We start from the raw sequence: 19,381 nt of genomic DNA on the forward strand, positions 1-19,381 counted from the left end.
AATGAAAAACGGCCCAGATGGGCCGTTTTCTTTGGGTGGTTGGCAAACGTGTTGGCTGTATCGCGCGCACCATGCCGATGCCGCGCCTCAGGTGGGCGTGCGCATCAAACGTGCTTTTTCGCGATCCCAGTCGCGCTTCTTTTCCGTCTCGCGCTTGTCGTGAAGCTTCTTGCCCTTGGCTAGCCCGATCTCGCATTTCACCAGACCTTTGCTGTAGTGCAGGTTGATGGGAACGAGCGTGTATCCGCGTTGCTCCACCTTGCCGATGAGTTTCTTGATTTCGTCGGCTTTCAGCAGAAGCTTGCGGGTGCGCACGGGGTCGGGCTTGATGTGCGTCGACGCGGTCTGCAGCGGGCTGATGTGCGTGCCGATCAGGAAGATCTCGCCATTCTTGATGACGACATAACCCTCCTTGATCTGCGCCCGCCCGGCGCGAATTGCCTTGACTTCCCACCCCTCGAGCGCGATCCCGGCTTCGTATCGCTCCTCGATGAAGTAATCGAAGAAGGCCTTCTTGTTGTCAATGATGCTCATGGATCCTTGGCGGGTAACTTGGTCGGACCCGGTGAGTCGGGCTCGGGTAAAATAGCGATTTTAACAAAGAGTCTCGGCAAGAGGCGGCTTGCGACGCGCGGGGGTCGATACAGCATCGATCGCAGGCGTGTCGTGCGAACACCTCGCCCGACAGACGATGGCCGAAGTCAGTAAAACCGTTCTCGTGCATTTCTCCGATGAGCAGATGTACGACCTGGTGACCAATGTCGCCGATTACCCCAAATTCCTGCCCTGGTGCGGTGGTGTCGAGATTCGGCATCAGGACGAGCACAGCATGGAGGCGTCGCTGATGATTGACTTCAAGGGTCTGAAGCATTCATTCGCGACGCGCAATATTCAGACGCGTCCGGACTCCATTCAAATGACGTTCGTCGAAGGACCCTTCAAGCGTTTTCACGGCACGTGGAAGTTCACCGCGCTGCGCGAGAACGCCTGCAAGATCGAGTTTGGCCTTCACTACGAATTTGCGAATTTTCTGCTCGAGAAGGTCATCGGGCCGGTGTTCAGTCACATTGCCAATACGTTCGTCGACGCGTTCGTCAAGCGCGCGGAGGCCGTGTATGTCGAGTGAGCTGAATGTCGAAGTCTGCTATGCGCTGCCTGACGAGCAGACGATCATTCCGTTGACGTTGCCGCAAGGCGCCACAATGCGTGATGCGATCGAGCGTAGCGGCGTGCTGCAACGCTTTCCCGAGCTGGATCTCGCGCGCGTGAAAGCGGGCGTCTTCGGCAAGGTGCGAGCGCTCGACGCCGTAGTGGAAGCGGGCGATCGCGTCGAGATCTACCGCGTGCTCAAGGCTGACCCCAAGGTGGCGCGTCAGCGACGTGTCGAGAAGGTGCGTAACGAAGGAAGCCGGGAAGGGCAGAAGTGGCTGGGGAGCCGTCGCGGGAGCTAGGCCGGCGACAGACTCCCGGTTCTGCACCGGTCAGTGTGTCGATCCCCGCGAATGTAGCCGTACCGACGCGCTGACGCCCGCGAGCAGCAGCACGATGGCCGCGAGTTCCAGCAGACGCGGTACGCGCTGTTCGTAAATGAAGCCGTAGATCAGCGCGAACAGCGTTTCAAACACGATCATCTGGCCCGACAGGGTCAGGGGCAGCCGCCGGCTCGCCGCATTCCAGAACGCGTTGCCGATAGTCGATGCGCCTATCGCTACCGCGATATTCACGATCAGGAACATTTGCCAGTCGCGCGGCACGTCGGTCGCTGCCGGGTGTGGCAGCAACACGGCCGGGATAGCCAGCGCCAAGGCCAGAACGCCAGTGGCGACGCCCGTCAGCAACGACCATTCCTGACTCGTGAAGTGCCCGAATTGCGCCAGATAGCGGGCATTGGCCACGGCATACCAGGTCCAGCTCACCAGAGCGCCGACGGCGCAGGCGATGCCTGCGAGCGTCAGCCGCCAGTCCCCGCCACTTGCCGAGGCATGGGCGAACACGTCGACATTGATGCAGACGATACCCGCGGCCACCAGTGCCAACGGGCCCGCCAGACGGGACAAGGGTATCGCGCCGTGATCGCGGCTGCCGACCAGCGTGACCGTCACGGGCAGCACGCCAACGATCAGCGATGCGGGGGCGATGCCGGCCATCTGCACGGCACCTGCGAGGAACAGGTAATAGATGAGGTTGCCGACCAGACTTAGCCGGAATAATGCGCGCCAGTCATGGCCTGAGACGGTATGTCGCAGGCGCGCCCAGAGCGGTGCGAGCAGTACGGCCGACACTAGCCCGTAAAGCACGTAACGGGCAGCCGACAGTTCCAGCGGCGAGAAGCCGGGCAGCAGGCGAGGGGCCAGAAAGACCAGTCCCCACAATGCGCCCGCCGCCAATCCGAAAGAAATGCCTTGCCCCATGAAGTTCGTGCCCGTGGTTCGTGGTATCGAGATGCCGGTGATCCGTGCCGCCCGGTGTGCCGGTTGTGCCGGTCAGGGCGGTGCAGGAAGGGCGCAAGAATAGCATGGGGCCGGTGCGTGCCGATTGTGAAATCCGGCATTCGGCGGGCCAGGGCGCCGACCCAAAAGGGGGGCGAAACATACGCGAGTCGTCTCTCGGGGAAAAAGCCCCTTGACATGTGGGGCACACGTTCCATGCAACTCGCGATTTCTGTATAATTCGATTTTGCGCCTATAGGATTTGCCATGCGTCTGATCCAAAAAGCACTCACTTTCGATGACGTGCTCCTCGTCCCGGCGTACTCCGCCGTTCTCCCGCGCGACACCAAGCTGAAAACCAAGCTCACGCGCAACATCGTCCTGAACATGCCTTTGCTGTCGGCCGCCATGGATACGGTGACCGAAGCGCGTCTGGCCATTGCCATGGCGCAACAGGGCGGTATCGGCATTATTCACAAGAATCTCAAGCCGGCCGAGCAGGCGCGGGAAGTCTCGAAGGTCAAGCGATTTGAGTCGGGCGTTCTGCGTGACCCGATCACGATTCCGCCGCACATGAAGGTTCGCGACGTGATCGCGCTGTCGCGCCAGCATGGCATTTCCGGTTTCCCGGTCGTCGAGGGCGCACAGCTCATCGGGATCGTGACCAACCGCGACCTGCGTTTCGAGAGCCGTCTGGATGAGCCGGTGCGCGCGATCATGACGCCGAAGGAGAAGCTCATCACCGTGCGCGAAGGCGCGTCGCCGGCCGACGCCGAGCAACTGATGCACAGCCACCGTCTGGAGCGCGTGCTGGTCGTCAACGACGCTTTCGAGCTGCGTGGCCTGATGACGGTCAAGGACATCATGAAGGCGACCGAGCACCCGCTCGCGAGCAAAGACGAGCACGGCAAGCTGCGCGTTGGCGCGGCAGTGGGTGTGGGGCCGGACAATGAAGAGCGCGTCGAGTTGCTGGTGGCTGCCGGCGTCGACGTGATCGTGGTCGATACGGCTCATGGCCATAGCCAGGGCGTGCTCGACCGCGTGCAGTGGGTCAAAAAGCATTTCCCGCAGATTGAAGTGGTGGGAGGCAACATCGCCACGGCGGGGGCTGCGCGGGCCCTGATGGAACACGGTGCAGATGCGGTCAAGGTCGGTATCGGCCCGGGCTCGATCTGCACGACGCGTATCGTGGCCGGTGTCGGTGTGCCGCAGATCACGGCAATCGCCAATGTGGCCGAAGCCCTCGAAGGTACGGGTGTTCCGCTGATTGCCGACGGCGGCATTCGCTACTCGGGCGACATCGCCAAGGCGCTGGCCGCAGGGGCGCACACGGTGATGATGGGCAGCATGTTCTCCGGCACGGAAGAGGCGCCGGGCGAAGTGTTCCTGTATCAGGGCCGTTCGTACAAGAGCTACCGCGGCATGGGTTCGGTGGGCGCGATGAAGGACGGGGCTGCTGACCGTTACTTCCAGGATCCTGCGAACAACGCCGACAAGCTGGTGCCGGAAGGTATTGAAGGCCGTGTGGCCTACAAGGGCAGCGTGAACGCCATTCTCCATCAGCTGACCGGCGGTATCCGCTCGTCGATGGGGTATCTGGGTTGCCAGACGATCGAAGAACTGCACAAGAACGCCGAGTTTGTTCAAATTACGGCTGCTGGCATGCGCGAATCGCATGTGCACGATGTTCAGATCATGAAGGAAGCCCCCAACTACCACGTGGAGTAATCGCCCATGAAGGCCATGTTGCGTACGGTACTGTTCCTCGATGCGGCGCTGAATCTGGCACTCGGTGTGCTGCTGATCGCGTCGTTCTGGTCATCGCTGTACGTGGCCATTGAAGTGCCCGCACCATCGCCCGTGCTCTATGCGCAGGCGCTTGGTGTAGCCTTCATCGGCGTGGCCTGGCTGCAATGGCACGCCACCGTGAACGGCCAGTTGACGGCGACTGTTGCGAAAGTGACGGGGCATATCAATTGGGTGATCGGTGCGTTCGTGCTGGGCTGGCTGATCTCCGGCCAACTGGCGGTGACGGGGGGCGGCAAGTTGTTGATGCCGGCGCTTGGTGCTGTCCTGTTGGTGGTGGGTGCCATTCTCGTCAAGCTGGCGTCGAGCGTGCGCACGAAAGAGCGCGTGCAGGCGGTGCAGCATGCCGGCGGACGAGTGCGTGGGGGTGCCGTGAGCGACACCCGGCGCAACGCACCGTACGATGACGCGGATGCCCGGGCTCTCGACGATGCCCGAGGCACGCGCGCTGAGCCGCGCATGGAGACGCCTGGGGGCGGCTCCACCTCCGTCAACACTACGCCGGTCGCGCCTGCGGGCAGCACCGGTACTGTCACGCCCGTGCCTTCCGCCACGGCGCCGACGTCCAACGAATCCACTTCTTCCGTACCTCACGATGCACGACAAAATCCTCATTCTTGACTTCGGCTCGCAAGTCACCCAGCTCATCGGCCGCCGCGTTCGCGAAGCGCACGTCTACTGCGAGATCCACCCGAACGACGTTTCGGACGAGTTCATTCGCGAATTCAATCCGAAGGCCGTCATTCTGTCGGGTAGCCACGCGAGCACATATGAGGATCAGGATCTGCGTGCCCCGCAGGCGGTGTGGGATCTGGGTGTGCCGGTGCTGGGCATTTGCTACGGCATGTTCGCGATGACGGTCCAACTGGGCGGTCAGGTCGAGGCGAGCAACCATCGCGAGTTCGGTTACGCCGAGGTGCGTGCGCATGCGCATACGCCGCTGCTCGAGGGCCTTGAGGATTTCCGTACGACCGAAGGTCACGGCATGCTCAAGGTGTGGATGAGTCACGGTGACAAGGTCACGCAATTGCCGCCGGGCTTTGCGCTGATGGCGTCGACGCCGAGCTGCCCGATTGCCGGTATGGCCGACGTGGTGCGCAACTACTACGCAGTGCAGTTCCACCCGGAAGTCACGCATACGGTGAAGGGCCGCGAGTTGCTCGAGCGTTTCGTGCTGCAGATTGCCGGCGCGAAGCCGGACTGGATCATGCGCGACCACATCGAGGAAGCCGTCAAGGCGATTCGCGAGCAAGTGGGCGACGAAGAAGTGATTCTGGGGCTGTCGGGCGGTGTGGATTCGAGCGTTGCGGCGGCGCTGATTCATCGCGCTATTGGTGATCAACTGACGTGTGTGTTTGTCGATCACGGTCTGCTGCGCCTGAATGAAGGCAAGATGGTGATGGAGATGTTCCAGGGGCGTCTGCACGCGAAGGTCGTGCATGTCGACGCCGCTGAGCAGTTCATGGGCCATCTGACGGGGGTGACCGATCCGGAGCAGAAGCGCAAGATCATCGGCCGCGAATTTGTCGAAGTGTTCCAGGCCGAAGCGAAGAAGCTGAAGAACGCGAAGTGGCTGGCGCAGGGCACGATTTATCCGGACGTGATCGAGTCGGGTGGCGCGAAGACGAAGAAGGCGACGACGATCAAGAGCCACCATAACGTTGGTGGCCTGCCGGAGACGCTGGGGCTGAAGCTGCTTGAGCCGCTGCGCGACCTGTTCAAGGACGAAGTGCGCGAGCTGGGCGTGGCGCTGGGCCTGCCGCATGACATGGTCTATCGTCACCCGTTCCCGGGGCCGGGGCTGGGCGTACGGATTCTGGGTGAAGTGAAGCGCGACTACGCTGACCTGCTGCGTCGCGCCGATGCCATCTTCATTGAAGAGTTGCGCAACACGGTCGAGCCGAACAGCGGTAAGACGTGGTACGAACTGACGAGCCAGGCGTTCGCGGTATTCCTGCCGGTCAAGAGCGTGGGTGTGATGGGCGATGGCCGCACGTATGAATGGGTCGTGGCACTGCGCGCCGTGCAGACGCAAGACTTCATGACGGCGCACTGGGCACACTTGCCGCATGACCTGCTTGGCAAGGTCTCGAACCGCATCATCAACGAGGTTCGTGGTTTGAACCGCGTTGTTTATGACATCTCGGGCAAGCCACCGGCAACGATTGAGTGGGAGTGATCTAGCATCGTCTCACACCGTTTCAGGCAGTATCAAAAACTTCACGAAACCCAAGCGGGATAAGGAGTTAGTGGCTCAGGCAGTCTCAGCCGCTATCACCCGATCTCGCTCATTTTGACGGGCGTCGTGACGGTATCGTTGGAAGCGGTCGAAAACGCCGCTTCCGGTACCGACAGGGGGTCTGACGGTATCAAGCGGCAAATCAGAGTGAGGCTGATTTGCTAACTGATCGTGAGTTGGGTGCCCTGACGCCCAAGGAAAAAATGTTCAAGGTGAGCGACCGCGACGGCTTGTACGTGGCGGTGCTCCCAACTGGTACCCGGGCCTTTCGGTACGACTACCGTCTCAACGGCCGGCGCGAGACCTTGGCGATCGGGCGCTACGACCCGGCATGCAAGGTGACCCGCGATCTCGATGCGCTTGAGTACGGGATGGGTATTTCACTGCGTGAGGCGCGCACGCTTCTGGACCGTGCTCGACGCGACGTGGAGCGCGGCGTGTCGCCATCGCGCGCCAAGGCTGAGAAGCGTGCCGCAGCGGCCGAGGCGCTGACGTTCGGCGGCTGGGCGCAGACCTACTTTAAGCACAAGGCGGACCCCAAGAGCGGGGCGGAGCAGTTAGCGGACAGCACGCTCGAGCTGCGGCAATCGACGTATCGGCGAGTAATCGAGCCCGAACTGGGCCGCCTGAAGCTTGAGGAGGTGACGCCGCAGCGCCTGATGCGTCTGTGCCTTGACGCGAAGGAGAAGCGCGGCCCGGCTGTTGGCGTCCACGTTCGGGAAGTGGTGCACGCGGTGTTCCGCCACGCACAGGGCAGTGGCATTTCGATCCCGAACCCGGCGGACAGCGTCCGCGCCAGCGCAATCGCCACCTTCGAGCCGCGTGACCGCGCATTGTCTCCGGCCGAGATCCGAAAGTTCTTCACTGCTCTGGAGCAGGTTGCGGCCGCACCAACGCTGCGCCTGGCGCTGAAGTTCGTTCTGCTGACCGGTGTGCGCAAGAGCGAGTTCATCGACGCGACGTGGAGCGAGGTCGATTTCGACACGGAGCGCTGGACGATCCCCGGTTCGCGCATGAAGGCCGGCAAAGCCCATGTGGTCCCGTTGAGCGAACAGGCGCTGGACATTCTGACGGCGTTTCGTTCGTGCTTTGGAGCAAGCCAATACTTGCATCCAGGGCGCTATGACCACGATTTGCCCATCAGCAACGCTACGCTGAATCGCATCATCGACGCTGCGGTCGAGCGCATCCAGAAAGACGATCCCGAGTTCCAGACTTTCGGCGTCCACGACTTGCGGCGAACGTTTTCTACCGGCCTGAACCGGGCGAAGTTCGATGAGCGGTGGGTTGAAATGTCGCTCGCTCACGCGCCGCGAAACAGGATCGCAGCCGTGTACAACGTGAACCGCTACCTGTCGGAGCGGAAAATCATGCTGCAGTGCTGGGCGGACACGATCGACTGCTGGATGCGCGGCGAGTCGGCACGCGAGCTGATCGCCGATGCCAAGCGGCGGGCCGCAGAGGTGCACGAGGATGATCTCGACGACGATCTGTAGGGTCGACTGCTAGGAGCACGCCCCGCCTAGAGCGGGGCGTGTGGCAGACTTCCTCAACTTGGTTGAATAAAATCTCTTTAAAAATCATTGGGTTACTCTAATCATTGCCTCGTGTCGTATCACGTAGTCTCGTCGTGACATTACCGTGTAGGCATTGGCTGGCGCACTGGCGCGGCCGCCACACGAGGACTAACGCAATGAACCCGCCCATTCGAATTCTGCGGCTGAAGGATGTTCAGCAACGAATCGGAATCTCCCGCCCAACTGTTTATCGGTGGCTGGACAAGGATCCGTCTTTCCCGAAGCCGGTCTCACTTGGTTCGCACTCGATTGGTTTTGTTGAGAGCGAGATCGACGCCTGGCTTGAGGCCCGCGTCCGGGCGTCCCGTGGAGAGGTGGCCGCATGAGCCGCCTTCCTCCTGAACTCGATCTGCGACTGACCAATGAGGCGTCGTCAACTGCTGAGGTGCGGCGTTGCATGGCTGTGCACGGCGCGGTGCTCGAATCCTTTGGTTGGCACGCAGTCCCGGTCCAGAACGGGTTCCATCGCTGGGTCGCATTCAACCGCCAGAACGAAGGGGCTATCGCGGACGCGCATCGGGACACCGGGCTGATCGCGATTCGGCGTGAGGGCGAGTCGCCTGTTTTCAGCCTCAACATCCCATCGCTGCTAGTTGTTGCATGCCAATTCGCTCAGGAAGGGTTTGGCTGCATTCCTGATGGGGAGGTCTTGGCTGTTCTGCTGGCCTGGCTCCTTGTCGATGCCTGCGGACTGCCAATGAGCGACGAGCTCATCACGGCTCTCGCGATTCAAAACGCAAGAATCGCAGCGGAGTACTTCCCGCAATGACCGCACTCAACCAGCCGCGCCGCACATTGACGACTGTGGCGCCTGGCTACCGCAGCGATCAGCGCCAAACCCGTCGCAATGCCTGCCCAGGCCCGCAGTACTAAACCAAGGGCCAAAAAAATGCCGACACGCGCTTGTACCGGCATCAATGGCCCAAACAATTCGAAGCTCATGAGTCTTCATTCTGGTATCACGACCGCCGAGACTGGCGGTATGTCGCAAATTGGTGACGTCGAGCGTTACATCAGCGCCATGTTTGCACTCGATCCGGGCATGGAACGCGAGTCGTGGGTGCGCGTGGCAATGGCGGCCAAGGCCAGCGGCATAGACCTTGAGCACTTCGACCGTTGGAGTTCAGCCGCAGACAACTACGACGCCAAGGATTGCGCGGCCACGTGGAGGTCAATCAGCGCAGATGGTCGCGTTGGCCCAGGAACGTTGATCCAGATGGCGCAGGAAGCTGGCTGGCGTTACGAAGGCCAGCGCGTTCAGCTAAGCGCAACCGAGATCGCCCGGCGCGATGCCGAGCGTGCCCAGCGTCGAGAACGCGAGGAGGGGCAGCGTGTCGCACAGCATGAAGCTGCGGCCGCGCATGCCACGAGCATCTGGAACGGCGCGAAGTCCGCCGCGAAGCCGACCGATGTCACACACGCATACCAGCGTGCCAAGGGCATTTGCTCGAACGGCGCGCGCACCGGCGACTGGCCGGTGATCGACCCGGACACAGGCGAGATCCGCTACACCGTCAAGAACGCGCTTCTCCTGCAGATCCGCGACTTCGATAAGCGCATCCACTCGGTACAAGCGATCATCGAGCGCACCGGCGAGAACGGGCGGACAGAGTTCACCAAACTCTTTCTCCCCGGCGGCGCCAAAAAGGGCCATTTCTTCCCAATTGGACAGCCGCGTCAGGGTGCTGATGGCCGCCGCACGTTCATTGTCGCCGAAGGGTTTGCGACCGCTGGGAGCGTTCATGAGGCGACCGGGCATGGCTGCGTCGTGGCGTTCGACGCGGGCAATCTCGCGCCGGTGTGTCGCGAGATCCGAGCACGGTTTCCGGGTGCGCACATCCTGATTGTCGGCGATCGCGATGCCGAGGATCACGCGCAGTCTACGGGCTCGCGCAAGGCTGCTGATGCGGCCCTCGAGGTCGGCGCATGCCTGTTCGTTCCCGAGTGGACAGGCGCTGGGCGCGATGCGAACGACATCTTTGTGCGCGGTTTTCAGCACGAGTGGGTCGATGCGGACGGCAATCACCAGACGGTCAATATCGCCGGGCCAGACCATCTTCAAGCCTGCGTTGAGCTGGCGCTTGCGGCCGGGCCTCTGCAATCCGAACAGTTCAAGCAGACGATGGACGGTCTCGCGCGCGTATCCGCCTCACAGGCCGACGACGCGGGCAGCGCTGAGGATGCGGTGGGTGCTATCCAGCAGGCGAGTCGGGCTGACGACGTCGATCCCGAGGACGATACCGCACCCGGCGAGAACCCGTTCGCGAACAATCGGCATTTCCGCGTGCTTGGCGTCGACGGGGACGCGTACTTCTTTTTCCGGAAAGGCCGGAGAAACCAGATCCTGACCATCCGCACGAGCGGTCTCAGCAAGAACGCACTGATGTCTCTCGCGCCGCTCAACTGGTGGGAGGGGATCATGCAGGGAAACTTCGACAAGGACGCCGCCGTTGGCTTCCTGATGGAGGCGGCCGAGGCGGCGGGCATCTATGACCCTACGTTCACGCGCGGGCGCGGAGCGTGGTGGGACGGCGACCGAATGGTGGTGCACCTGGGCGATCGACTGTTGGTCGACGGTACATCCACAGAACTGGGCGCGATTCGCTCGGAGTTCCTCTATCAAGGCGGCCGCAAGATCGTGGCGCCTTCGGATACGCTGCTCAGCGCGGCCGATGGCACTTGGCTGCTCGAAATGGCGAACTCGTTTCGCTGGGCGAAGTCGGCATCGGCGCCGCTCCTATGCGGTTGGTTGCTGCTGAGCCCCTTGTGCGGTGCACTGCGTTGGCGTCCGCACGCGTGGATCACGGGCGGCGCCGGGTCTGGCAAGACGACGATCCTGAATGAGTCTGTGCGCCCGCTGATCCCGGCGGGCATGGACGTGTTTGCCAACGGCGACAGCACGGAGGCGGGCCTCCGCCAGACCCTGCGCAGCGACGCGAGGCCGATCCTGATCGACGAGAGCGAGTCCGACACGGAAGCGGCGGCGACCAAGATGCAGCGCATTCTCGTCATGATCCGCCAGTCGTCGAGCGACACCGGCGCGCAAACCTATCGAGGCACCGTCGGCGGTGAGGCGCAGGCATTCCAAGTGCGTTCGATGGCGCTGCTTTCCAGCATCGGCGTCGCGCTCGACCGACAGCAGGACCTTGAGCGCGTCACCGTGCTCGCGCTGCGGCCGAAGCGGGAAGGCGAGGCGACCGACGTGAAGAACTGGCCGGCCATCCGCGCCGGGCTCAACAAAATTGCGAGGGACAAGACGCTGAGCGCGCGGCTGTTCCGCCGTTCGATCGACATGGCGCCCGTGATTATGGAGTCGATCGACGTGTTCACGGAGGCGGCAGCCACGTTCTTCGGAACTGCGCGCGAGGGCGACCAGATCGGCGCGCTCCTGGCCGGCGCGTGGTGCCTCGTCAACGATCGATTGCCGACACCGGACGAGGCGTTGGCGGAGATTAAGCGGCACGACTGGCACGATTACCAGGAAGGCAAGGCCGAGGAGCAGGACGATCTGATTGCGACGCTCATGGGGCGCCCGATCACTCGGCAAGGTGGGGTTCGGACCTCGGTTGGTAAGTTGGTCGCATGCGCGGCAGGATATGCGGTCGAGGAACTGGGCATCCTGCCGACCGTAGCCGACAGCGAGCTGCACAACTTCGGCATGAAAGTGAAGGATGGTTTTGTTTGGTTCCATCCGAAGAACGCGGAGCTCCTCAAGCTGATGCGGGAAACGAAGTTCTCGTCAGACCTTCGAGGGCGGCTGAAGCGAATTCAGGGCGCCAGCACCAAAGACGGCATCCGCATCGGTGAGGCTGCTACCAGCGGGATCCTGATCCCATTGAGCGCCGCGCTGAGCCATCGGGATAGCGACGACCAGACGTTCTAGCCGGTTAGCCGTCGGCTGTGGCGTCCGGGTCTGGTTGCATTATCGGCCAAGGCTTGCCTGACGGCAGGTCGGGGTGACGCGGCTCGCCTTCCGGCATTCCGTGTTCATCCCGAATCTCGTCGATCTGACGCAGCCGGCGCGCAGCGGCGTCAGTGGGACCACCGTCCGTGGTCAGTGCAAGCAGCTTTTGGCGCAAGCTATCGGCAGGGACCGGAACAACGTTGTATGCGCCTGCCCAATCGCTGACGGGCTCATGCTCAGTAACAAGCCGTTCAATGGTTTGCCAGCTAGCAAAGGGCCGATTTAGCTCTTGTTCGAATTTTACGAGTAACAGCAAACCGTCGTTGTCGGGAGCTTCTGCGACCGCGCGGGTCAGCAGTGCCAGCCCGGGAGTGGTCGGGCCGGCATTCAAGAGGCCGTACAAATGGGAGCGTAGGTCCGGGTGCGCTTCGATCTGGCTGCCGAGTTCCCGCGCTAGGTGCCAGTCGTTCCCCACTCGCTCGAAAGCCCCGGCGGCGGTCAGGTCAATGATACGACGCGCTGAAGATGGTGTGCCGAGCCTCAAAACTGCCGCGCGCCACCGCTCGTTCAAGTAAAAACGCGGGTCTTCCTCGGCGAGCTTGAACAAGACCTGTTCGGCTTCGTCCGATGGAGCATTGGCAAGAACCCCGACCATTTCCTCCAAGAAGCGAGGCTCGCGCTGCGTGGGCGGCATGCCGCGCACGACAGCTAGCGCCCCGGTTGGATGGCTTACGAACGGCAGAAGGCGCAGCCACAACTTCAATTCGTAGCCATCGCTCTGCGTCAATATCCATGGTTCGGTCTTCGCCGCCTCGAGCGTCTCGGAGATTCCGTCGGAAACAACCTTGATGTCGATCTCCTCGCCCGAAAGAACGAGGTTCAGAAGCAGAGTGGGACGCGCGCGCCTCGGTGCGAGGGCAATGAGCTTCTGGATCGTGCTGTCGCGCTGGCCGTGCGGAAGCCGTACAGCGGCAATGCCAAGCGCGACCGCGAGTGCTTTCTGTTCGTTTGTCGCGCCATCCGCAGTTAGGGGTTCGACCGCGGCGAAGATTGCTTCGGCTTCCGCAGAAGTTGCTTGAGGATCGACGGCACGCGCCCCGCGCTTCTCCTCTACGCCCGAGAAGTCCACTCCGAACATAACGCGCTTATCTTTCGGCGGCTCGTTTGCGGCGCGCCATTGGTCGGCGAGCACCTGCGCGGCGAGTTCGCCGAAGTGCTGGTCCGCCAGATATTCCTGCATCATGGCGGCGGTCTCTGGCGTTTTGATTGCCGAGAAGGCCCGCTGGTACTCGTGCGTCATGGGCTGGCGAGCTTCGTTCAAGGCGTCGCCTTGCCGCCAACCGGCAGCCTCCGCCTGCTCGCGGTAAGCGCGGAAGCGCCGCAGATTGTCGTCCAGTAGCCGTTTCAAGATAGGCAGCAGGTCCACGGACGGAGCGTGGCTCGCAAGCGTGCCGATGCTGGCCTTTTGCCAGCGCTCCGCGTCGTCCGAGGCAAGCATCCGGTTGCCCCAGTCTTCGACGAGGCCCCGTATGGACGCCAGCGCGGCAGCGTCGAACGGTCTGCCGCGTTCGGTTTCGCCATCGGGATGTCGCGAGAGAAGTTCGGCCAAGCGCGTCATCTGCTCGTTGTCCGCCTGCGCCGACCGCGCTAGTACGGCGGCAACGAGACTCGTGCCGGGCACGTGCGCGATGCGGTTTTGTAGCCCAACGTAAAGCTCACTGGCGGCTTGGTCGAACTTGCCATCAGCGCGCACGCGCGCTCCTGTGTCGAGCAATGCGTCAACCATGCGGCCCACGGCGATCGGCCCGAGTACCGACGCGGCGGCCTCTGCACGGGCATCGTGGCGGCCAGGGTCGGAAAGCGCCAGATCGACTAGTGCGTCGTCTTCCAGAGCGAATCCAGCAGACGCTAGAAGGTCATCGGCGCCGTAGAACAACGGATGGCCCGCACGTACGCGCACCAGCAGGCCGTCCGCGATCGCGCCCAAATAGCGGTTGCGCGCCTCATAGATCAATTGCACCCCCGCATCCTGGGGCTGGTCGATCTCCATCGTGCTGACAATATCTCTCAACTCGGCGCTTCGGTCCTCGCGGCCTTGCGCGTCCACGATCCCGCGCAGGCGATCATGAGCTGATGTGCCATTCGCCGCCTGCCGCTCGCGCGTCGCCGCGACGCCTTTTCTTACTGGCTCATCGTCAACTTCATCGATGAGGTCTCTGCGGACAACCAGGTCGAAGGTCTTGTCGCTCGCGTTGTGCAGTACTTCTGCTACGTGGCGGTCCGCCCGCCGAAACGAGAGCGCGTCGACGACGGATGCCTGTACTTCAGGATCGGGATCGTTCTTCGCAATGGCGCTCGCGAGATCGAGGCCATCCATCCCGCTGCGCGAGGCCATTTCGCTGAGCAGCACGGTCCGGAGGTGCGGCGACAAAGCCTTGATCTTGTTCTCGGCGTCGTTTCCCAGGATCGAGGGTCTAAAACGCCTGCAATTGCGCAACGCCTTGAGGCTGATCTGATCATCTTGATTGGTGATCAGCGGCCAAACTGCATCGAGGAATTCTGAGCGACCAGACGTGAGCATGAAGCGAACGGCGCGATCGACTGTTCCGGGTGCGTGCCAGCGCGCCACGAGTCCTTTAATGGTCTTGGCGATCTGCGACCACACTTCTTCCGTGGAGCGGAAGATCATCTCGGCGGCCAGGATCGGATCGACCTCAAATGCGGCGACGATCGCCTTGCCGCACGCGGCCCGCTGGTCCGCATCGCCGCGCGCCAGACGCTCGACTGCAAAGAGGATGGGTTCCTCCCATGCCGGGAGATTGAAGACTTCTGCCTTCAATGTCTCGCGCCCGCTGGGATCGTCGACTTCGGCGATGATCCGGCGCTCGACCGAATGAGACGCGTACCATTCCTGAAACTGCTGGTGCTGAAATGAATATCCCGGTGTATCGCCGGCGCGCATTAGCATGTGGTTGCCGACAAGCACATTGAGTACAGCGTCGGGCTGCGGCTTGATCGTGATCTGTCCGTCCTCGGCCAGCATGTTCTCCGTCTCAGAGATCGATCGCCGTGCGTGTCTGTCGGCGATGGTGCTCGCCGTTCGGGTGGCGAAGACGGCGAGACCGTCGAGGTACTCCTGCTGAAATCCTCGCGCGACGGCGTAAAGGGCTTCCGCGTGGCTAGCCTCCTCCTCATGCGCGGCCACGAAGTGCCGTAGCACTTCCTCCTTGGTCGTCGGGAATGGCGCGTTATCCGGAAGCGAGAGCAGGGCGGTCAGATAGAGCGGGATTGTCACGAGCTCACGCACGCCGGCCGTGCGCCATGCCTGGTCGACGAACTTCGCGCCCCCGTCGCCGCGCATCGAAACGGCGATCTGCATTTGCTGCGCTTCGCTGAGGGGCAGAAGATCGACGCGCGTCCCGCCGAAAGGAACGTCGAGCGCTTGCCGGCGGGTCGAGACGATCAGGCCGAGTTCGGGCAATTGCGCCTTGAGGGCCGTGATCTGCACCCGCGCGCGATTCCGCGCTTGCGCGTCCAGTTCGTTCCATCCATCGAGAAGCAGCACAACGCCGGGCTGCGCGGCGGCCTTTCGATAGTCGTCTTCCGAGATCCCACGGAACGCTGGGCGCTTGAGAATCGAGTCCAGAATCGTCGCGTCTTCTGTGGCCCAATCGCCGAGCGGAACGACGAGCGGCGTCCCTTTGCCGTTCGCCAGAACGCCTTCGGCGATCTGGAAGAGCGTAGTGGTCTTTCCCATGCCGGGCGGTGCGACAAGAATCAGATCGTCCAGCGACGTGGCCGCACCTGCAAGCGCGCTTGTCGTCACAGGCTCGTCGAAGTCGGCAACCTTCAACGTGAGCGGGACCGACGTGGACGGCCATTTCGCGGTTTGCCTGAAAACTCGCAGATCGGCTTCTGCGGCGGCGCGTACGCGCTCAGCCAATTGCGGGTCGGCGACATCTGCGTGCCCGGGCAATGCTTCGTGCCGCAGCACACGCCGCCACGACTCGTTTTCCGCTTGCCTCTTCCATTGGTGCAGCAGCGCCACGGTGAATTGCGGATCGGGGGAGTCGATCGCCTTGCCGTGATCGCGGCACATCCAGATGCCGTTCTTTGCGGAGGAGCGCTCCTCTCGCGACATCGTCGCGTCGTAACGCGGGCCGCCAGGAGCGGCCGCGCAGATGTGGGCCGCCGTCCCGATGTTGATCTCGCCTTCGCCGTCAGACGTTGCTCCAACCGTGTCCGCGCGACATGTCGGAAACGAGCAACGCCAGCCCGCGCGTTTCGCGATCTGCAGCACCGTATCCTTATTGAAGTCGTCTCGATTTCTCTTTGCCACCTGACGGACACTCGATTTCGGCTTACGGTTCGGAGCGAACGAGCCGAGTACATAGTCTGGCCGCCTCCCGCTGCGCAAACTTCGCGCACGCCGGTGCCCGCGACCCCGGGATGTTGTTGGGAATTCTCGAATCCCAACACAAACCCAACGCTCTAAATACCTGATTTATAAGAAATGTTGGGGATGTTGGGATGTTGGGATTTTTAACAACAACAAAATTATAAAGTGAAGGAAGCCACCCCGAACTCACACAAGGGTCCGGAGCGGGGATCTCCTTTCATATATCTATCTCAATCCCAACAATCCCAACAACCCAACAACCTAAGCCAGACAAGGGTATGCGGGTGTTGGGAATGTTGGGATGTTGGGAATTGTCGCGGGAAGCCCGATCTGGCCCGGTAGGCAAACGAAAGGGCACCCCGTATCCGAGGCGCCCTCCGTTAGAACAGTCAGGCGAGTAGCAAGGCCACCGAAACCACGCCAGGCTGGATTGCATGCCTGGCAGTATCCAGTCCGATTCACCGACTCTCAAAATGCGCTACGAGGGATCGTCGCGGGGTCTAAGAAACGGCCCTTGTCGATCCACCTGCAGTCGCCACTGACCCTGCCGGTTCTACGGCCCTGCTCGCGAAGGCACGTGATGATGACGCTGTTCGGCTTGTATCGGCCCGAATTGTCGAAATTCCAGCACGCTTCCATATCGGTCGGTGCCGACTGGAGCAGTAAGGAGGCGCGAGCGATTGCCCGATATCCATCGTCGGGCTTCCCCGGCACGCAAAGTTCATTGGTGAGGGTGATCGGGAAGATGTGTGCGTTACCCGGGAAGATCCCGATGACCTTGATGGGAGTTGTCTGCGGAAGAGAGTCTGATGACCGGGAAATTGGCTTGCGCGAGAACGCGAGACATTCGTCCCGCCGCAAGAAGAACCGAAAGACGCTCTCGGCGCCGTCTTCGTGTCGACCCGTGATTGTAACTAGGCGCCCATCCTGGCTTATGGTTTCCGTTTGCTCGACACGTTCACGGTTTCCCCAGAGGTTAGCTGGCACCCCGGAATTGATCGGCGCGCATCTCTCCATGCTTGGCCCAACAACGTAGACGGTATTACTAAAAAATGCGTCCTTGGGATTGAGGTGAGGACGGTCATTGCCTTCGCCGCTCGCATGCACGCTGCTAGCTATCAAAAAACCAATAAAGGTCAGGTAGATGCGGCTCTTTCGATGGTCTGCTTTTTCGTACATAGCTACGCCCAGAAAGCTAAGGAAGTCTTAGTGTACAAAAAATCGATCACTAAGAACATCTTAGCCTTTGATGGAAGGGCTGAGCATGGACACGCTGGCGAAACGGCTGAGAGAGGCTCGCACGGAGGCCGGGTTGTCCCAAGAGCGACTTGGGGTTCTGGCCGGGATTGACGAGATGTCCGCGAGCGCTCGAATGAACCAGTACGAGCGAGGGAAGCACGTTCCAGATTTTGGCACTGTGGTTCGCATTTCAGCAGCATTGAAGCTGCCTCCGGCGTATTTTTATGCCGTGACGGATGCGGAAGCGAATCTGCTGCGGAAGTTTCATCGGATGACTAAGGCACAACAGGGCAAAGTCACTGCTCTGGTTGACAGCCTTGCCCCCTAAGCAAGGTGAAGGCATCAACGTCCGGCACTGCAGTAATTGCGGGGTTGTTGTCGTGAATCGAAACTATAGGCATCCCTGTTTTGCTGTTTTGGAGCCTATGCCACGTCCATCCGATCCACGCCGCGACCAAGCAGTCGAAACTATGCGCCGTCTATGCGCCGAGCACGGCCTCAAGGAAGGCTGCCGGCTGGCTCGCGAGCAATTTTCGGACATTCCGGATGGCACGTGGGGGCGCTGGCGCGTCCAGGCGCTCGGCCGGGCTCCAGAGCGGGAGGAGCTCGAACGTGATGCGCGCGCCAACATGGCGGCTGAGGTCCGCGAGAACATCCCGGCCGTGGCGGAGCTCGTTCCTGCCGCTGAGGCCCTGCCGGCTCAGCGTCGAGCGCTGGACTTTTGGCGGATGCTTGACGAGCTCGACGAGGATGCTCGGCTGCTGCGCGAGTTTGCGACCACGACGGGGCTCGACGGCAAGCGGAAGGTCAAGGTGCCGTTTGCACTGCGCGATGCTCACCGCATGCGATGCGACTTGATCCGCTTGGCCCTGCAGCACGCTGAGGTGGCTTGGAGCACGGAACGTGCTGCGCGCTTCCACGATGCCATCCTCCAGGAAGTCTCAGCCGAGTCCCCGGAGCTTGCCGGCCGGATCATTGCGAGGCTCAAGCGCGTGGCAAGCGAGGCGGAGCAACGTGGGTTCTGATGCGAGAGCGAGCATGGATGATTTGGGTCGGTATTTCTGGGCGCTGACGGATCACGTCTGTCGCGAGTGCTTCGTTCGCGTCGTGGCCCGTCCGGGCGACGATGACGATCAGGTTTTTCGCTGCAGCAACTGCGGCTCGGAAGCTCAAGGTAGCGACGAACGCGTGATTTGCGCCTGTGGCCTGCCTGGCGTTGAATGCCGGCCGAACGACAATCCGACGCCGGCGGATCCCGGCGAGATCATCGCGGTCGCGCCGGGACGCGCCCCCTAGCTGTGTTCGTTGCGCAGTTCTCGTGCAATCTGCTTGAGCGCGCCACTGGTACCTGTTTTCGTGCGCCCACAAGCCGTTTTTGCATAGGCGGCCCGGACTTGTCTTCCAGGTAGGGAAGAAGGCCGTTCACTATAGACGGTAATCGATGACCGGGCTTCGAGACGACAAGGCCACTGCTGACCGTTGGGAAGGAACGGGTTTATGCATCCTCTTTCCTTCGTGCCTCGATAGAAAACGCCGACTTCTTCAAGCGTTACGGAGAAATCGCTCAGATTCTGGATTTCGATGCAGAACTGAAGATGCGAAGGAGCTCCCCCGACCGGGGTAGCATGTTTCGGGGTAACCCGTAACTTCAAGCGCGACCGATCGAGCGCAAACCATGTGTTCATGACCCCGAGAACGGCACCTAGGACTGCAATTGCAAGCGTAATGCCCTGTACGAGATTGGTATTAATGACGGCCCCCGTTTTGTTTTATGTCCGGTGGAATCTA

The 19,381-nt window shown here is 61.7% G+C and carries 15 protein-coding genes and 1 pseudogene; 12 read left to right on the plus strand and 4 right to left on the minus strand.

Features of this window, described 5'->3' with window-relative positions; translation table 11 throughout:
- Positions 1-87: 87 nt before the first annotated feature.
- Positions 88-537 (minus strand): annotated as a pseudogene (smpB, locus tag PCO31110_RS14405) (SsrA-binding protein SmpB); the annotation flags it as partial.
- 154 nt (positions 538-691) lie between these two features.
- Between smpB and PCO31110_RS14410 the strand changes: the two are divergent.
- A complete protein-coding gene (locus tag PCO31110_RS14410; RefSeq protein ID WP_010803883.1) occupies positions 692-1,126 on the plus strand; it encodes a type II toxin-antitoxin system RatA family toxin in 435 nt (144 codons plus the stop codon).
- On the plus strand, positions 1,116-1,451 hold the full coding sequence (locus PCO31110_RS14415; RefSeq protein WP_150690702.1) for an RnfH family protein: 336 nt from the start codon (positions 1,116-1,118) through the stop codon (positions 1,449-1,451). The genes PCO31110_RS14410 and PCO31110_RS14415 overlap by 11 nt, the downstream gene beginning before the upstream one ends.
- Positions 1,452-1,481: 30 nt before the next feature.
- Here PCO31110_RS14415 and PCO31110_RS14420 read toward each other — a convergent pair whose 3' ends face one another.
- Entirely contained in the window at positions 1,482-2,411 is a 930-nt protein-coding gene (locus tag PCO31110_RS14420; protein WP_150690703.1) for a DMT family transporter, read from the minus strand.
- A gap of 285 nt (positions 2,412-2,696) precedes the next feature.
- On the opposite strand from PCO31110_RS14420, the gene guaB reads away from it, so the two are divergent.
- The 7 genes from guaB to PCO31110_RS14455 all read left to right on the plus strand — a co-directional run bounded on the left by guaB (position 2,697) and on the right by PCO31110_RS14455 (position 11,934).
- Complete coding sequence (guaB, locus tag PCO31110_RS14425; protein WP_010803886.1) at positions 2,697-4,157, plus strand: IMP dehydrogenase; 1,461 nt, start codon at positions 2,697-2,699, stop codon at positions 4,155-4,157.
- A 6-nt stretch (positions 4,158-4,163) separates the two neighbouring features.
- The gene (locus PCO31110_RS14430; RefSeq protein WP_150690704.1) at positions 4,164-4,856 is read left to right on the plus strand and encodes a hypothetical protein; all 693 of its coding nucleotides are present in this window, start codon (positions 4,164-4,166) and stop codon (positions 4,854-4,856) included.
- On the plus strand, positions 4,831-6,414 hold the full coding sequence (gene guaA, locus PCO31110_RS14435; RefSeq protein WP_010803888.1) for a glutamine-hydrolyzing GMP synthase: 1,584 nt from the start codon (positions 4,831-4,833) through the stop codon (positions 6,412-6,414). The genes PCO31110_RS14430 and guaA overlap by 26 nt, the downstream gene beginning before the upstream one ends.
- Before the next feature lie 218 nt (positions 6,415-6,632).
- Positions 6,633-7,970, plus strand: a complete 1,338-nt coding sequence (locus PCO31110_RS14440; protein WP_150690705.1) for a tyrosine-type recombinase/integrase — start codon at positions 6,633-6,635, stop codon at positions 7,968-7,970.
- Between the two features lie 197 nt (positions 7,971-8,167).
- On the plus strand, positions 8,168-8,377 hold the full coding sequence (locus tag PCO31110_RS14445) for a helix-turn-helix transcriptional regulator (protein ID WP_174979567.1): 210 nt from the start codon (positions 8,168-8,170) through the stop codon (positions 8,375-8,377).
- Positions 8,374-8,820, plus strand: a complete 447-nt coding sequence (locus PCO31110_RS14450; RefSeq protein ID WP_150690706.1) for a hypothetical protein — start codon at positions 8,374-8,376, stop codon at positions 8,818-8,820. Before PCO31110_RS14445 ends, PCO31110_RS14450 begins: the two co-directional genes overlap by 4 nt.
- Positions 8,821-9,033: 213 nt before the next feature.
- A complete protein-coding gene (locus PCO31110_RS14455; RefSeq protein WP_174979570.1) occupies positions 9,034-11,934 on the plus strand; it encodes a PriCT-2 domain-containing protein in 2,901 nt (966 codons plus the stop codon).
- A gap of 4 nt (positions 11,935-11,938) precedes the next feature.
- Here the strand turns inward: PCO31110_RS14455 and PCO31110_RS14460 are convergent, their stop codons facing one another.
- A complete protein-coding gene (locus tag PCO31110_RS14460) occupies positions 11,939-16,294 on the minus strand; it encodes an NACHT domain-containing protein (RefSeq protein WP_150690708.1) in 4,356 nt (1,451 codons plus the stop codon).
- A 528-nt stretch (positions 16,295-16,822) separates the two neighbouring features.
- The gene (locus PCO31110_RS14465) at positions 16,823-17,533 is read right to left on the minus strand and encodes a hypothetical protein (RefSeq protein WP_150690709.1); all 711 of its coding nucleotides are present in this window, start codon (positions 17,531-17,533) and stop codon (positions 16,823-16,825) included.
- Positions 17,534-17,618: 85 nt separating this feature from the next.
- Here PCO31110_RS14465 and PCO31110_RS14470 point away from each other — a divergent pair, with 85 nt between their 5' ends.
- From PCO31110_RS14470 to PCO31110_RS14480, 3 genes are all read left to right on the plus strand, one after another.
- Complete coding sequence (locus PCO31110_RS14470; protein WP_150690710.1) at positions 17,619-17,921, plus strand: helix-turn-helix domain-containing protein; 303 nt, start codon at positions 17,619-17,621, stop codon at positions 17,919-17,921.
- 142 nt (positions 17,922-18,063) lie between these two features.
- Positions 18,064-18,618, plus strand: coding sequence for a hypothetical protein (locus PCO31110_RS14475; RefSeq protein WP_150690711.1), 555 nt, complete (start codon positions 18,064-18,066; stop codon positions 18,616-18,618).
- 13 nt (positions 18,619-18,631) lie between these two features.
- Entirely contained in the window at positions 18,632-18,889 is a 258-nt protein-coding gene (locus tag PCO31110_RS14480; RefSeq protein WP_150690712.1) for a hypothetical protein, read from the plus strand.
- Positions 18,890-19,381: the final 492 nt, after the last annotated feature.

It is taken from the genome of Pandoraea communis, assembly GCF_902459745.1.
Taxonomy (GTDB): domain Bacteria; phylum Pseudomonadota; class Gammaproteobacteria; order Burkholderiales; family Burkholderiaceae; genus Pandoraea; species Pandoraea communis.

Excerpts from the sequence above, each read along its gene's own strand:
- PCO31110_RS14410 (WP_010803883.1), top strand. The coding sequence starts at position 692 with ATGGCCGAAGTCAGTAAAACCGTTCTCGTGCATTTCTCCGATGAGCAG.
- PCO31110_RS14475 (WP_150690711.1), top strand. The coding sequence starts at position 18,064 with ATGCGCCGTCTATGCGCCGAGCACGGCCTCAAGGAAGGCTGCCGGCTG.
- PCO31110_RS14455 (WP_174979570.1), top strand. The coding sequence starts at position 9,034 with ATGTCGCAAATTGGTGACGTCGAGCGTTACATCAGCGCCATGTTTGCA.
- PCO31110_RS14465 (WP_150690709.1), bottom strand. The coding sequence starts at position 17,533 with ATGTACGAAAAAGCAGACCATCGAAAGAGCCGCATCTACCTGACCTTT.
- PCO31110_RS14415 (WP_150690702.1), top strand. The coding sequence starts at position 1,116 with ATGTCGAGTGAGCTGAATGTCGAAGTCTGCTATGCGCTGCCTGACGAG.
- PCO31110_RS14445 (WP_174979567.1), top strand. The coding sequence starts at position 8,168 with ATGAACCCGCCCATTCGAATTCTGCGGCTGAAGGATGTTCAGCAACGA.
- PCO31110_RS14420 (WP_150690703.1), bottom strand. The coding sequence starts at position 2,411 with ATGGGGCAAGGCATTTCTTTCGGATTGGCGGCGGGCGCATTGTGGGGA.
- PCO31110_RS14480 (WP_150690712.1), top strand. The coding sequence starts at position 18,632 with ATGGATGATTTGGGTCGGTATTTCTGGGCGCTGACGGATCACGTCTGT.
- PCO31110_RS14470 (WP_150690710.1), top strand. The coding sequence starts at position 17,619 with ATGGACACGCTGGCGAAACGGCTGAGAGAGGCTCGCACGGAGGCCGGG.
- PCO31110_RS14430 (WP_150690704.1), top strand. The coding sequence starts at position 4,164 with ATGAAGGCCATGTTGCGTACGGTACTGTTCCTCGATGCGGCGCTGAAT.
- PCO31110_RS14450 (WP_150690706.1), top strand. The coding sequence starts at position 8,374 with ATGAGCCGCCTTCCTCCTGAACTCGATCTGCGACTGACCAATGAGGCG.
- guaA (WP_010803888.1), top strand. The coding sequence starts at position 4,831 with ATGCACGACAAAATCCTCATTCTTGACTTCGGCTCGCAAGTCACCCAG.
- guaB (WP_010803886.1), top strand. The coding sequence starts at position 2,697 with ATGCGTCTGATCCAAAAAGCACTCACTTTCGATGACGTGCTCCTCGTC.